The organism is Mesorhizobium sp. M1A.T.Ca.IN.004.03.1.1 (genome assembly GCF_003997555.1).
Taxonomy (GTDB): Bacteria; Pseudomonadota; Alphaproteobacteria; order Rhizobiales; family Rhizobiaceae; genus Mesorhizobium.
The window spans coordinates 124,984-138,591 of record NZ_RZTV01000009.1 but is presented as its reverse complement, the minus strand read 5'-3'; the positions used below and the strand labels follow the sequence as shown (position 1 = coordinate 138,591).

10 protein-coding genes and 3 pseudogenes are annotated in these 13,608 nt (G+C 60.5%); 6 read left to right on the top strand and 7 right to left on the bottom strand.

Going from position 1 to position 13,608, the window contains the following annotated elements; genetic code table 11:
* Positions 1 to 90: 90 nt before the first annotated feature.
* The 3 genes and pseudogenes from EOD29_RS24290 to EOD29_RS24280 form a co-directional block, all read left to right on the top strand.
* On the top strand, positions 91 to 1,332 hold the full coding sequence (locus EOD29_RS24290; RefSeq protein ID WP_127248136.1) for a site-specific integrase: 1,242 nt from the start codon (positions 91 to 93) through the stop codon (positions 1,330 to 1,332).
* Positions 1,329 to 2,252, top strand: a complete 924-nt coding sequence (locus tag EOD29_RS24285; RefSeq protein WP_127248135.1) for a tyrosine-type recombinase/integrase — start codon at positions 1,329 to 1,331, stop codon at positions 2,250 to 2,252. The genes EOD29_RS24290 and EOD29_RS24285 overlap by 4 nt, the downstream gene beginning before the upstream one ends.
* Positions 2,249 to 2,593: pseudogene (locus EOD29_RS24280) on the top strand (site-specific integrase); the annotation flags it as partial. The gene EOD29_RS24285 and the pseudogene EOD29_RS24280, both read left to right, overlap by 4 nt.
* A 62-nt stretch (positions 2,594 to 2,655) precedes the next feature.
* On the opposite strand, the gene EOD29_RS36050 reads toward EOD29_RS24280, so the two are convergent.
* Complete coding sequence (locus EOD29_RS36050) at positions 2,656 to 2,889, bottom strand: hypothetical protein (protein WP_164763816.1); 234 nt, start codon at positions 2,887 to 2,889, stop codon at positions 2,656 to 2,658.
* Positions 2,890 to 3,162: 273 nt separating this feature from the next.
* Between EOD29_RS36050 and EOD29_RS36045 the strand changes: the two genes are divergently transcribed.
* The 3 genes from EOD29_RS36045 to EOD29_RS24270 all read left to right on the top strand — a co-directional run bounded on the left by EOD29_RS36045 (position 3,163) and on the right by EOD29_RS24270 (position 8,577).
* Complete coding sequence (locus EOD29_RS36045) at positions 3,163 to 3,330, top strand: hypothetical protein (protein WP_164763815.1); 168 nt, start codon at positions 3,163 to 3,165, stop codon at positions 3,328 to 3,330.
* Between the two features lie 79 nt (positions 3,331 to 3,409).
* Entirely contained in the window at positions 3,410 to 6,841 is a 3,432-nt protein-coding gene (locus tag EOD29_RS24275) for an AAA domain-containing protein (protein ID WP_245475403.1), read from the top strand.
* On the top strand, positions 6,838 to 8,577 hold the full coding sequence (locus EOD29_RS24270) for a MarR family transcriptional regulator (protein ID WP_127248134.1): 1,740 nt from the start codon (positions 6,838 to 6,840) through the stop codon (positions 8,575 to 8,577). The genes EOD29_RS24275 and EOD29_RS24270 overlap by 4 nt, the downstream gene beginning before the upstream one ends.
* Before the next feature lie 19 nt (positions 8,578 to 8,596).
* Here EOD29_RS24270 and EOD29_RS24265 read toward each other — a convergent pair whose 3' ends face one another.
* From EOD29_RS24265 to EOD29_RS24240, 6 genes and pseudogenes are all read right to left on the bottom strand, one after another.
* Positions 8,597 to 9,298, bottom strand: coding sequence for a topoisomerase DNA-binding C4 zinc finger domain-containing protein (locus EOD29_RS24265; RefSeq protein WP_245475402.1), 702 nt, complete (start codon positions 9,296 to 9,298; stop codon positions 8,597 to 8,599).
* Between the two features lie 334 nt (positions 9,299 to 9,632).
* Positions 9,633 to 10,256, bottom strand: a pseudogene (gene dinB, locus EOD29_RS24260) (DNA polymerase IV); the annotation flags it as partial.
* Between the two features lie 239 nt (positions 10,257 to 10,495).
* A pseudogene (locus tag EOD29_RS24255) lies at positions 10,496 to 10,960 on the bottom strand (DUF2130 domain-containing protein); the annotation flags it as partial.
* On the bottom strand, positions 10,930 to 11,790 hold the full coding sequence (locus EOD29_RS24250) for a hypothetical protein (protein WP_206520489.1): 861 nt from the start codon (positions 11,788 to 11,790) through the stop codon (positions 10,930 to 10,932). The gene EOD29_RS24250 and the pseudogene EOD29_RS24255, both read right to left, overlap by 31 nt.
* Positions 11,787 to 12,353 (bottom strand): BrxE family protein, encoded by a 567-nt coding sequence (locus tag EOD29_RS24245; RefSeq protein WP_127248133.1) that lies wholly within the window; start codon positions 12,351 to 12,353, stop codon positions 11,787 to 11,789. The genes EOD29_RS24250 and EOD29_RS24245 overlap by 4 nt, the downstream gene beginning before the upstream one ends.
* A 377-nt stretch (positions 12,354 to 12,730) precedes the next feature.
* Positions 12,731 to 13,522 carry a nucleotidyl transferase AbiEii/AbiGii toxin family protein gene (locus EOD29_RS24240; RefSeq protein WP_206520488.1) on the bottom strand — a complete coding sequence of 264 codons (792 nt, stop codon included), beginning with the start codon at positions 13,520 to 13,522 and terminating at the stop codon, positions 12,731 to 12,733.
* Positions 13,523 to 13,608 lie beyond the last annotated feature (86 nt).

Below are 13,608 nucleotides of genomic sequence, written 5' to 3'. Positions count from 1 at the left end.
GTTTTTACCAACGCTTTCCTCAACGTAGCGGTAGCTGGATCGGCATAGCTTAGGCTCTCTCCGTCGCAATTGACGCGAAGGAGAGGACACATGAACGCAAGTGACTATCTGCAACGCAGCACACTGTATCGGAAGCTGATCCACGGGCCGTATGGCGAGTTTGCACGCGTTTACGCGGGCAGATTGTCGGACGAAGGCTTCGGTCGGCAATGCACCTGGCGATCGCTAAGCCTATTTCGCGAGCTGATAGACTGGCATGTCGGCAACGGGCACGATCTCCAGGATTTAAGCGAAGTTCATGTTGAGCGGTTTCTTGAGCACCGCTCCAAACACTGGAGCATCGATTCGGGCGCCCGATCGGCGCTCCGGCGCTTGCTTTCCGCGTTACGGCAAGAAGGTTTGATACCAACCGCTCTTCCGATTGAGCGCACGGAGCACGAGCAGATTGTTGATGTGTTCGCGGCTTATCTCACGAATGAGAGAGGGCTCGCCGCCTCGACGGTGGAAAGCCACAAGCTGCTCTCACGCCGATTTCTGCAGGAGGTCTGTCCGGCTGGCGCAGAGGGGTTTGCAGCGCTCACCCCGGAGATCGTCATCGGTTATGTCGAGCGACATGCTCTCGATGGCTCCGCCGACAGCGGCAAGGCGATGTGCGGGGTGGTGCGTGCCTTCCTGCGCTATTTGCATCTGAAGGGCTTCATTTCGATGGCCTTGGCCGATTGCGTGCCGTCCATCCGCCGATGGCGGCTTGCGGGCTTGCCAACCTTCCTGCCGCCAAAGAAGGTCCAGCAGGTTTTCGATGCCTGCGACCGGACCACGGCAATGGGGCATCGGGATTATGCAGTTCTGATGGTCCTGGCCAAGCTCGGCTTGCGCGCCAGCGAGGTTGCGGCCCTCAGTCTTGATGACATCGACTGGCGGTCAGGCAAGATCCTCGTCCATGGCAAGGGGCGGCGACAAGCGACGATGCCGCTACGCCACGACGTCGGCACAGCTATCGTCGCTTACATCCGGCATGGGCGACCAGCTTCACCGTGCCGCCGCCTGTTTGTGCGAACGCTTGCTCCACATGTCGGCTTTGCCTCCGGCTGCGCCATCACGATGATTGCGAAGCAGGCACTCGAGCGGGCAGGCATTCACGGCTATGCGCACCACGGCGCCCACCTCTTCCGCCATAGCCTTGCGACCGACCTGCTGCGGTCGGGGGCCAGCTTTGCCGAGATCGGCCAATTGCTTCGCCACCGGAGCATCGACAGCACAAGGATCTATGCCAAGCTCGACATCGAGAAGCTGCGCGAACTGAGCCTGCCGTGGCCGGGAGGTGCCGAATGAGCCGGCTTCGAACAGCGCTCGAGCGCTATGTAGGCATGCGCCAGGGGTTGGGATACAAGTACCACGGGCCCGCCCGACGGTTGTCGGATTTCGTCACCTTCATGGAGGCTCGCGGCGCCGAGACCATCACCACGGCGCTGGCAATGAAGTGGGTGACGTTGATCGGCCGACAACCGAGTTGGTCCATCCGCCTGACCGATGTGCGCTGCTTCGCTCAGCACCTCGCTCATTTCGACCCCCTGACGGAAGTGCCACCTCAAGACGCTGTGTCGCCGGCGCGGCGGGCAAAGCCCTACATCTATACCGATGCTGAGATCACGGCGCTTCTGGCGGCGGCACTGTCGCTGCCGCCGGCCAACGCCCTGCGTCGCTGGACATATCATTGCCTGTTCGGATTGATTGCGGTGGCCGGGCTACGCCATTCCGAAGCGCTCGACCTGCGCCGGGACGACGTCGATCTCGACCAAGGTATCCTCACCATTCGGGAGACGAAGTTCGGCAAGTCGCGGCTGGTCCCGCTCCATGCCACGACGGTCGCCGTGCTGTCGGACTATGCCGCGCGACGCGACGCGCATCTCGTCGCGCCTCGTAGCCCCTGTTTCTTTGTCGCCGAGCAGGGCGGCAGATTGCTGCACCAATACGTGCACCGGGTGTTCTGGCAGCTGTCGCGACAGATCGGTCTGCGGCAGCGGGGGCAGCGCAATGGTCCGCGGATTCACGATCTTCGTCACCGTTTCGCCGTCCAGGCCCTGACCAACTGGTATCGTGCGGGCGAAGATGTCGAGCGGGAACTGCCGGTCCTCTCGACCTTTCTCGGCCACGCCAATGTTCGCGACACCTACTGGTATCTATCCGCCGCGCCGGAGCTAATGACCCATGCCGCGCGACTGCTGGATAAGCGGTGGGAGGCTCGCTCATGAGTGCCCCGAACGATCTGGCCGTGCTGATCGAGCGGTGGTTCACCGATCGGCTCATGCGACATCGAGGCGTAAGCTCCAACACCATCGCCTCCTATCGCGACACCTTCCGGCTCCTGTTTGCATTCGCGCAGACACGCCTTGGCAGGTCTCCGTCGCAGTTGACACTGCGGGATTTGGACGCGCCTTTCATCGGCGCATTCCTGGAGGACCTCGAGACACAGCGATCCGCCTCAGTGAGGACCCGGAATCTCCGCCTCACGGCCATTCGGTCTTTCTTCAGATATGCGTCGTTCGAGGAGCCGGCCCATAGCGCCCAGATTCAACGCGTGCTCGCGATCCCGAGGGGTGAGTCACCGTCACAAACTGCAACGGGGACGATGAACCGCCTGCATTTCCAAGTGAGTTACAAGCTTCCGGAGGTCGATCGCATCTGCCGATTGAAAGCTGCGATTCCCACCTCCGGCGTTGTGGTGGCATAGCATTTGACTTCCAGTCTGCCGCTCGCGTCCTGCCGAAAGTACCCTGGTCCAACATAGGTGACAGGCTCGGTTTCTTTGCACTGCTCGATCGTGATGGTCGCGAAATCGAGTTCGAGTTCCTTTCGCCGAAACGCCTCAGCAGCCTTCTCAAAATCCATGACTTCCTCCGCACTCGACCAAGCGCCATCACAGATAGGCGTTGGCCGCTGAGCCGTCCACACGGCTGCGGTGTCGGCGGCTCCTCAGCGGACGACCAGACCGACCTAGATCAGGAGGTTCTGGCGGATCGCTGCGCGCTACACGATCGGGCTGGCACCCTAAACGAGTCGCCTGTGTTTGAGGTCGTCTTCCGGCTGCTGAGAGCAGCCCCTTCTTGGCTTGCCGATCGATCCGAATTGCACATGCCGTTGCAAGGACCGCCGGAGCGGTCCATGCGAATCCACTTTTCCGATCTCATTCGGTCGAAACAGGCTGCAAAATATCTGGCCCGCGCCGCGACCGAACTAAGCCTCGCAATAGTGCATGAGGCACTTGCGCGGGTTCTAGGCTACCGTGACTGGCATGAGCTCTCGGAGCTCAACATGCACGTTATCGGCTGAGCGGCAGATTGTTGCGATCTGAGACGGCAAGGCGGCCACGAATCTGCTAGGACAGAAGTATTCACGGGCTGGAAACTGTATGGCCGCAGTCAAGAAGAAGAGTATCGCGCCGCTAGACTCACGTTTCACATTCGCAGCAGACTCCTACGCGCGAGTAATGGGAGGATGGGACTCCCACCTTCGAACGGCTGTCGGCATCGCGGACGGTGAAAGGTACCTCCTGCGCCTGTTCAAGAAGACGGGTACGGCGCTCGACGATGACCTGAGAGCGATCATCGCCCGCGGATTGAGGCGGATTAGGCGCGTGCTTTCGTCCCGTCGCGCTCGGGACGTTCTGGTCGATGTGCTGGAAATTGCCGAAGACCAGAAGGAACTCGCCATCGTCATGGTGGATCCGGGAGGCCCGATTTCAGCAGCCTCCCACCGCAGGAGGACGAGAGAGGGTCGCTTTCTGACAAATGCAAGCCGTGGCGTGTTCTGGCGGAATTTGGTCCGCGTCGCAGAAGCTCTCACTCTATGTCACGACGCGGGCATCGTGCACGGCGGTGTGAACGCGCATTCGATATTTTCGCACCGGGACGACCGCACCGACTGGTGTCTCGGGGGCGTCGAGGCATGCGTTCATATCTCCGACGGCGATCTTGGAGGGTCCACGCATCTTCTTCGCACCTCCGCCGCGATTTCATTCCGACAGGACTGGGTCGATCTTGCCGCAGTCGCCGGCTCTGTTCTCGGGCTGGATGGTGACAACCCTCCGTCACTATTGTCGGTCGAACGCCGCATGCTGGACCGGCTGGCCAGTCCACCCCAGTTCCAGTTGTTTGACGGTGCCATCGTCTTGGAAGAGCTGCGGAATGTCGTCACCGAACTCGACCGGGTCGGATCCAGTTCTGATGGTGAACTGATTCTCTACCCATCAAGGAACGTGGTGCAGAGCGATTTGCCTGCACTGGCGTCGGGGACCATACCCGCGGCCGACGGCGGAGCGGTCGTGCAGTTCGTCGCCGACGATCTGCTTTCGGCTGGCGTCCGCCTCGTCCCTGCGGGCGCCGACATCGCACGCCTAATGACGGATCTCGCAGTCTACAACATACGGATCGTCAGCGAGTCTGTCGGGATGATCGAAGGGGCACACCAGCGCCGTTCGAACGAATGGATGCACGGCGCGGTGGACATAGTCCATCGTCTCCACCTCTCCAGGAACCGGGCAGGGGCCGAAGAGCGGGTTCAGAACCTCGGTCCGGGCGCCAAGCGATGGCGGGACCTCCTGGAGCCAGTCCGGGCCTTTAATGGGGCGAACGACGTTCCAATGTGGTTCGCCCTGATCCTCCTCGAAGCGTTCACTCTGCTGAGAGAGCAGTTTCGCCTTTATCCAGTTGACGTGCTCTTCCCTGCCAACGTGGAAGCAAATGTCGTCTGGTTGGCACCTCGAGACGATGCGCAACGTGATGCCCAGCGCGAGACGATGGGACTACGTCCGGCAGCCGAAGCGCTCCGGCGCGAGCTCAAGTATGACGACGGAAAAGCGAACTGGACGCTGTCGCAAGCAGCGAGCCTGGCAACTGGCCGCGAGCGGGTGCCGGAACTTAACTATGAGGGTAGCAGCCTGATCAACGGGAAGACGGCGCTCGCCTTCGCGACCAACCTGTCAATCCCGCCGGGGCAACGTCTCTATCTCCGGCCTCGCAAGGACACGGGAACCGAGCGGGCCATTCGGCGACGGCTCCAGAACATTGTGGCCGCCAGGTCCAATGTCGAGCTTCTCAGGGCATTGGACGATCCGACGCAGGTCGCAATGGATGAGGTGCTGCGCGAAATCGCGGTTCCTGGTCCGCCGCCACCTGACGCAAAGATGGAGCGATCCAAGATCGAGGCGTGGGAGTCGATCGTCGCCGGAAGATCCATCAATGTGGTTGTCGGGCCACCTGGCGTGGGAAAGACGTTTCTGATCTCACACCTTGTGAAGAGCATCCTGCATCAAACGGCCGATGCTCGAATCCTCGTATCCGCACAGAACCATGAGACGCTCCTTCACATGGAGGACGAGCTTCGAAAATTCCTCCCGGCGGAATCCACCATCGTCGTTCGCGTTGAGCGCTCGCGCTCCAACGAAAAAGAGAGCACGCTGAGGCAGTGTTCGCGTTCTCTGCTGCGCTCCGTGTCAAAGCCCGACTCGGACAGCGCCGCCGTCATGACGAACCAGCTCAATCAGATCATCCAGGCGCTCAGTCCTCATGACATTTCGGACCAGTCGATTGGCGACCGCGCGCTACGCGACACGGACAATCTGATGCTTCGCTCGTCGGACGTGACGCTCGCGACCACCTCATCGCATGTTCTTGAGGAAATGATTGCCGATGGCGAGCAGTTCGACTGGGTCTTCATCGAGGAGGCGGCGCGCGCCAATGGCGCGGAACTGATCGGTGCCCTGCTTCTCGGAAACCGCCGGGTGATGATCGGCGATCACAATCAGTTGTCTCCCTTCGACGCCGCTGACCGTCAGAAGTTCTACGATCCCGGGCGGGCGAGCGAGCTGCTGCACGACGCGAAAGAGAAGCTTACGGCGATTTCCGACCTTCCGGACGAGGTGGAGTTTGCGCTAGAAGCTTTGAAGGCTGATCCGTTCCTGCTTAGCGACGTCCTCGCCGTGGCGTCCCGCCTTGAGGAACCGTTCAGATCCATCGCGACGCGTGAAGAGACCAGGGCGGAAGACACAAACCGCCCCAGCACGATCGCCAACACGCTTCGCGAGCAGAGCCGCATGCATCCTGCCATATGCGAGCTGGTTTCCAACACTTTCTACAAGCGGCAACTCATCTCTTCGGAACGTGTGAAAGCCCGCGAGTATGTGGTGGAGAGCGTGGAAGGATTTCCTGCCTCTCCGATCGTGATCATCGATCTGCCATCCCTCAGCGTTGTCAAGCGGCGGGCATTCGAGCAACCGGTGAAGCGTTCCTATCGCAATGAGGTCGAAGCAACGGCATTGCTGGCAGCCATGAAAAAACTACGGCCGATCATCCGGAAGGGCAAGCCGACGCCGACGCTCGTCGTGCTCTCTCCATATTTGGCGCAGGTGAATCACATCGACCGGCTCATCAAGCCTGAGATTGATGCCGCGACGGATACGCTGTTTGGCTTTGCGAGCCCCCGAGGCGATGGAAAGTTCGTCTACACGAGCGACAGTTTCCAGGGCGGTGAGGCCGATGTGGTTGTCGCCAGCCTTGTGCGCAACAACGTGCTCGTTGGGTCGAGGGCCCTCGGCTTCATGACGAATCCCCAACGGCTGAACGTCCTGCTCAGTCGCGCCAAGTACAAGCTGATCCTGGCAACCAGCCGGCAGTTCATTCGCAACGCCGTGGAGGGGATCGACCCCGACGGGCTCAAGGACGAACTCGGCTTTCTGCGGATCATGCTCGACGAAATTGCCCGCCTGTCCGAGGCCGAATTTCCAGGCACTGGCACAGCTGCTTCCGTCATCGCCGTTGACGAGCAGGGGAGGCTGCCCCTGTGAATAACATCTACATCCCGGCCTGGCACTATCGGGCACCCGGTATCGTCCAGAGGACATGGGGCTGGAGCCCCGTTGAGGAAATGATCCTGCTGTCGCTGGATCGAAGTCCAGGAACGATCGATGACATCTCCGAGGCTCTCAAGATCCCCCGACAGGTGGTCGGCTCCACCGTCGCCCGGCTGATGCAATTCGGACTCGTCGAAGTCAGGCTGTCGCCGCAACCGGTTCTGGCCACCAGCAGCGTCGGTCATGACTTCATACGCGCGGGGCGCGCGCTTCCGGAACGGACGGCCGATCGTGAGATCGGCATCAGCGTTGTCTATGAGAAGGTCGGACAATCCGTTTTCAGGACGCGGGACGTTGACACGATTGCAGTCACCAAGCTTCCCGCCAAAGGCGCGATCATCACGTTCCCAAAGGGGGAGCCACCCGAAACCCACTACTCGATGATGCAGCGTGTCAACCAATTCATGGTGGGAGCGCTTAGGCCCGGCGAGTGGCTACGAGGCGTCCAGGCCAACAGCTCTTTCCTCGAGCCCAGATTTCTCGTGCTTGACCTTGATGAGGTGAGAGACGGCGTCTTGCGGCAAGGGGCAAGCGACCAGCTTGTCGAGGCGCTTAAAGCGACGATCAAGACCGGCGTTCTGCCGAAAACCACGACCCCGCCAGCAGATGACCCTGCGCCGATCGAAACACGATTTGACGCCGATCATTTTGTCGTTGGTTCCGAACAGCATCTGCACCGCTTCGAGCAGATCGTGGGCGCGGCCAAGTCGAACATATTTGTCCTTTCGACCTTCGTGGCATCGCAGTCCGACGAAAAAGGCAAAGAGAACCGCGAACGCATCTGGCGGTCGCTGGAGGATGCTTGCAGGCGAGGCGTGAGGTGCCATCTATTCTTCGGCACATCGCTTGATCGCGCCAAGCACGCCACGGCCATGCAGGAACTCTTCCTCCGCTTGTCCGCCGTCCGCCAGACGAGGGGCTACCTCCAGGTGCAAAGGGACCCGGTAGGCAGCCACGCGAAGTTCCTTGCCGCCGATGACGGTCAGGATGGTGCAGTCGTTATCATGGGGTCGTGCAACTGGCTTTCCTCCCCTTTCTCGGCGGTAGAAGTCTCGGCCGAACTCCGCGAGGGCAACGCGGTGGCGGAGGCACTGGATCTGCTCCGCGCAATCATTTCCAAGCTGTCCAGCGCCAGCCGATCCGTCGAAACGCTTCAGTTCATGGCCTCTGAGCTGCGGCGTCAGCGAAGCCTGCTATCGAGGCCTGAAGCGAGCCAGACGCCGACCGCCATGATGACGGTTCTTCATGCTGGCGATCACGAGCGCCTGCTGCGCGTCGCTGCCCATGAGGCGCAAGAGCGTTTCATCTGCTGCACGAACAGGGTGGGCGCCAACATGGTGCCGGCCCTGTTCGATCCGGCTGAAGTTGCCGGAAGGCGACTGAGCGATGTCCGGGTTTATTACTCGCGCCGCTCCGGCCCAGTCAAACGCGGCCATGTGACGAGGCACCGTGAGCGGCTCAACGGCATCGTCGAGCTTGCGGGCGTGCCCGAGCCGCAACTGCATGCCAAGTTTCTGGCCTGGGACAGCGATCATGTCGTTGTCAGCAGCCTGAACTGGGGCTCCGCGTCAGGTCTGGACGACAACCCGCTGGATGAAATCGGCCTCTATTTCGAGGGCCAAGGTCTGGCGACGTCGTTGCTCAAAAAGTTTGAGGCCGAGAACCATTAGGGCGATGAGTGACTGTCGTTCACGTCAGCGGCAATGTGTGATCGCAAATGGGATACTGGGTGCATCCGAAGAAGCGGCGGTTATTGCGTCCTCGTCGCTCCACGATCTGGCCGACACGACAGGCAGGACATTGACGCAAGGGCTCCCCATCGATGGACTCAGAGCGCAGGTTATCGCCGGCGATCTCGGAAAGCTCGCGGATATATCGAGATGGTTCTTCGCTGTTCGTGAGCAGGAACACGCCGCGGCTCGCACGGGTCAGGGCGACGTAGAATAGCTGCCGCTCCTCGGCATACTCGAATATCTCTGGACGCGGCATGACCAGATTGAGCAGTTCATTATCCTCGATCTTGCTTGGCACACCGTAGTCACCTTCGCTGACGTCGAGCAGGATCGTGTAGTCTGCTTCAAGCCCCTTGGCTCGATGGAACGACAGTCCAGCAACATCGATGTTCTCGAAGGTTGGCCTTGATCCCTTGAACGGGTCAAGCTGGTTGTGGCGCCAGAGCACCATCACCTTCAGTTTCTGGCGCGCATCGCTCCGCCACTGCGCTGAGATGCCGCCGAGAAAGACATCGAGGCGCTTGAACAGCCGATGGCAGGCACCGCCGAAGTCGAGTTTACCTCGGTCGCTCTCGATCGGAATGACTCGGATCGATCTTGCGATCGCCGGCCGCGTCGACCGCACCGACTTCTTCAGCTGAGCGGGATTGCGCTGCACGAAGCTTGCGGCGGTTTCGGCGATGAGCTGGTTGCAGCGATAGGTCTGTTCAAGCCGACCTTGCCAGCTCGCGCCGAAATTCGCCTCGAACTGGGTGAATATCGTTATGTCGGAGCCGGCAAAGCGGTGGATGAGGGGATCGCGTTAAAAGCCCGCTAAACAACGCTAAGCCGAAAATCTAATGAAAGCAGATAGTTCGGCTATCCGAATGATTTTGGCTGGATGAGCCAATGTAAACGCTGAATGCGATGGACGCTCCAGAGACGTCAATGAATGCACCCTTTTCTGTGTTCGTTCGACCTTATCGTTGCTGAGCGTACTTTCAACGCCATGCCCTCATCTTCGCATTGGTGGCAGGACCGATGCCGTGGAATTTTTTCACCGGGAGCACTTCGACGAAGCTCGGCCCCATCTTTGGCGTGATAACGAATAGCCCGTCAGGCTTGCCCTGATCGGAGGCCATCTTGGCGAGGAACTTGTTGTAGCTGACACCGGCTGAGGCAGTAAGGCCGGTCTTCGCCTTGATCTTCGTCCGGATCGCCTCGGCGATCTCCGTCGCCGTGGCGATCCCGTGCATGTTTTCGGTCACGTCGAAATCCTCGTCCAGCGAAAGCGGTTCGATCAGTGGCGTGTGCTCGGCGAAGATCTCCCGGATTTGCTGGGAGACCGCCTTGTAGACGTCGAACCGGGGTTTGACGAAAATCAGATCAGGGCACTTGCGCCTCGCCGTCACGGAGGGCATCGCCGAGTGAACGCCGAAATTGCGAGCCTCATAGCTCGCAGCTGCGACCACGCCACGTTCGAGGGCGTGCCCGACGGCGACCGGCTTGCCCCGCAGCTCCGGTTTGTCGCGCTGCTCTACCGAAGCGTAGAACGCGTCCATATCTACATGGATGATCTTGCTCTGCAGCGCAGGCCTCTCGGCCCTAGCAGCTTCGCTTGTGACTGCGTCTTCCACGACTCGTCCGCCTCGATTACCGGCTCACCTCCACATGCCTCTCATCCGCGCGTCGACATCGACCCTCACCTGCCGTGCCTTCGAGCGCGCGGTCTGATAGGCCACAGCGATCGGCCGACGACGTTTGCCTCAGGTGCGGCGGGCTTCTTTTGCTCACGCCATCCGAAGGGGTCCGATCGTTACATCTGCGGAAGCCGCTCCAGATTGCCAATCGTTTTGCTGCTGAGCTGCATATCGGCCTATTCGGTATCGGGCCGGGATGCTTCTATTGCCAGCACATCCAAGGCCTCAATCTCCTGCATCACCTTTCCGGCGATACCTTGCAAGTCGCCGTACATCCCGACGGTCGATTCGATCACGCCTTGGATCTGGGCCTCCCGCTTGGCCCACAGGCGTGTTGTGGCCTTGCGTTCCTTGGCCAGGTCCTCCTGCATATCAGAGAACTTTTCGACGATCGCTTCGACGCGATGGCGGAACCGGGGACCGGTCAGATAGCCATAGACCTGCTCCATTTTGGTAGCCTGGCCGTCCTGGGCGAGGCGGGAGTTCGCCAGCTCGATCAGGGATTGCCGGAGCATGATGGCGATCGGAATCGCGCATTTGGTATTGGCGACATAGACCCCGTCCAGAAGATCGAAGGTTTCCACGCCGGGAGGCAATGCTTCCGAGATCATCAACGCGATATCCGCTTTCGCCGCCCGTTGAGGCGAACCTTGTTAGCTGCCTCAAGCTGACGCAGCGCGTCTTTCACTGCGGCGAGCTGTGAATCCCCGGCGACACCGGGATGGAGCGCGGCGGCAATGTTCTCCGCGGTGCGGTGAACGCTCTTCACGTACTGCAGCAGGCAGATGACCTTCGCGACCGGCTGTGCCAGGGGGTGTTCAAGCTCTTTCGAAATGGCCGAGATCTTCGCCCGCACCTCAGAGCCAATGTTGCCTTCGACGAGATCGTAGACTTGATCAAGGCGGGCCACGGCACCGATTGGCTGGTCTGCAAGATTGACGGCAGGGTTGATCACTAGCTGCTGCGCCAGCTTGATGATGGTGCGGTTTGCGCCGCCCACGTGCTTACTAGCTCCACCCTGCGTGCGAAGCCCTGAGACTACTTGGATAATTAGATCGATCTGGTAGGGCAGCAGCGGATAGAGGTCGATGAAACTGTCACGTGTCAGTTCTGGCAGCCTGATATCGGCGGTGAGGCGGGTGTGCTCAGTGAACCTTCCCCGGTGCTGGTCGAAGAGCTGTCCTAATGCCTTCTGCGCCGGCGCGTTCTTGGACAGAACGCGTCGGCTGGTGACCTCCGAAATGTCGGAAGGCTCCAAATGGACCTGCAGAGGGAAGCGGTCCATCAGGCGCGCAAGCTCGATCTTCTTGTCATCGAGGCCGCTGACGAGCTCGCCAAGCTTTTCTTGCGAGGTAACGACAATCCAGTGTTTACCTCGGCCTTTGACGCCGAGGCTCTGAACAACCGCCTGTAGGTCGAGCATCTTCTGTATAAAGGACGAAACAACGTTCGAGCGCGACGCCGACGTCATGCGTCTGCCCTCCTCATGTAGGGGACCGCCAGCACGCCGGATTCTCCACGTGCAAAGCCAAGAGTCAGGAGCGCAAGGTCGGCCTCGGTGCCTGAAAACACGCCCGGCAGCGGTACGGAGCGTCCGTCGGCTGCGCGACGTAGATTTGGGACACTCGCAAGGTCCTGCTCGCTCACGAGTTCGAAGGCGCGGAGTGTCGACGTGAGGTCGTTGCCCTGCAGCCCCTCAAGGTCTTCGAAGAAGGGAGTCCACTCCTTCGCGTTGTCGAGCCAGTGCTCCCAACGCGCGTCGAATTCGTCCTCGATCGCTTCCGGCAGGCGCCACAGCGTTACGCAGCCGGGCGGTTCGAAGATCTCAGAGCATCGCTGCGCGGCTACAGCAAAGACCGCGCGGGCCTGTGCAAACCGGTGGGTTCGAGGGAAGCCACGCCGCAGAGTTGCCGCGCCTAATTTGCCAAGTTGACCCCTGGTATTCCACCACCTCGCGAGATCCATTTCGCCAAATCGCGCAATTACCAATCGACTCTTTAAGAGCCGTTCAAAATCGATGCTTCTCTTGGTCATTAACCGCATTTCAAAGTAGCGCCCTGTCGTCCTTGGAATTCGACGAGTGCGCCGGACAGATATTCCATTCCACCTGGCCCGAATGCCAAGCGATCCTCATCGTGAGGTGAAAACATGTACTGCGGCCCCCCAATTGCCCCAAGGCACGAGCAGTTTCGTAGGGCAGTATCCCCCCTGAAGCAAGACATCGCCCGGGCGGGTGAACACGGCTCTGCTGCGCATGGAGCCAATCCTTATACGTGCGGTTCTGCAGGAACAACGATCCCGATGCATGTCCTCTCGGCCAGCGTGTAGTTTTTCGATGTCCTCGGGTTTGAAGTAGCAGACCATTTGCTCGACAACGCCTTGATGATGCCCCCGGCGACGTGGCCAGGCGACTACGAATGGGTGTTGATGTCCTGCTCAATCTGCCGCGCTGATTCCAGAATGTCATCGAAACTCGGCGGAGTGCCGAAGATCATGGCCGCCGTATTGGCGTAGTCGCGCGTGAGCGCGTCCACCATCTTTGGAGCGGGCGCGATCGCGAAGCTGCCCGGGACTGCTGAGGCGAGGTCATAGTCGGGACGGTCGAAAAACATTCGTGCGTGCCGCACGCAGTCGGCGCCAAGATCGAGATCGCCGAGCGCGGCCTTTCCAGTCTCGGATCCGAGAAGACAGTGCAGGTCATAATAGTGCCGGGAAACCCGCTGTCCTTCCTGCCGCAGTTCGCCGCGCCGCTCGTACCAGCGGCGCAATCCATGGGCGATCACCACCTTGTCCCAAAAGGTGCGGGTCGCCTCGATCGTGGTCACGGCAGCGACGGCCAGGTCAATACCTGCCGCTTCCTCCGCGACATAGGGCGTGATCGCGATGGGGCGATTGGGATCGAGCGCCGATTTCGCGCCGGACTCGAGGCGTATGACCGGTCGCACATAGGCGCCATCACGCGGCTCGACCTCGGGATACCAGAGCAGCAGGGTCTGACCATCGGCATCGGCTTCGTCGATCTCCATCCGGCCGGCACCGTTCGTAGTGTCGACAAGTTGAGCGGTGAGGAAGTCTCGCAGCGGGCCTGTGATATACGCACGGCAGGCGTCCCGGATGGCGTCGAGCTTGGCGCGGCGCTTCTTGTTCGACAGTCCCTCAAGCTCTTCGACGGAGGCAGCCTCGTCGAGATCGTCGCGGAACACGGTAACGTGTAGAGTAGGTGGCGAGCGCGGTGCCGCCTTGCAGCGGTCCGTTTCTCACCACCCCTCGCAGAACCGGACGTGCACCT

Coding starts and splice junctions, on each gene's coding strand:
- EOD29_RS24245 (WP_127248133.1), bottom strand. CDS start 12,353: ATGACCAAGAGAAGCATCGATTTTGAACGGCTCTTAAAGAGTCGATTG.
- EOD29_RS24285 (WP_127248135.1), top strand. CDS start 1,329: ATGAGCCGGCTTCGAACAGCGCTCGAGCGCTATGTAGGCATGCGCCAG.
- EOD29_RS36045 (WP_164763815.1), top strand. CDS start 3,163: ATGCGAATCCACTTTTCCGATCTCATTCGGTCGAAACAGGCTGCAAAA.
- EOD29_RS24250 (WP_206520489.1), bottom strand. CDS start 11,790: ATGACGTCGGCGTCGCGCTCGAACGTTGTTTCGTCCTTTATACAGAAG.
- EOD29_RS24275 (WP_245475403.1), top strand. CDS start 3,410: ATGGCCGCAGTCAAGAAGAAGAGTATCGCGCCGCTAGACTCACGTTTC.
- EOD29_RS24290 (WP_127248136.1), top strand. CDS start 91: ATGAACGCAAGTGACTATCTGCAACGCAGCACACTGTATCGGAAGCTG.
- EOD29_RS36050 (WP_164763816.1), bottom strand. CDS start 2,889: ATGGATTTTGAGAAGGCTGCTGAGGCGTTTCGGCGAAAGGAACTCGAA.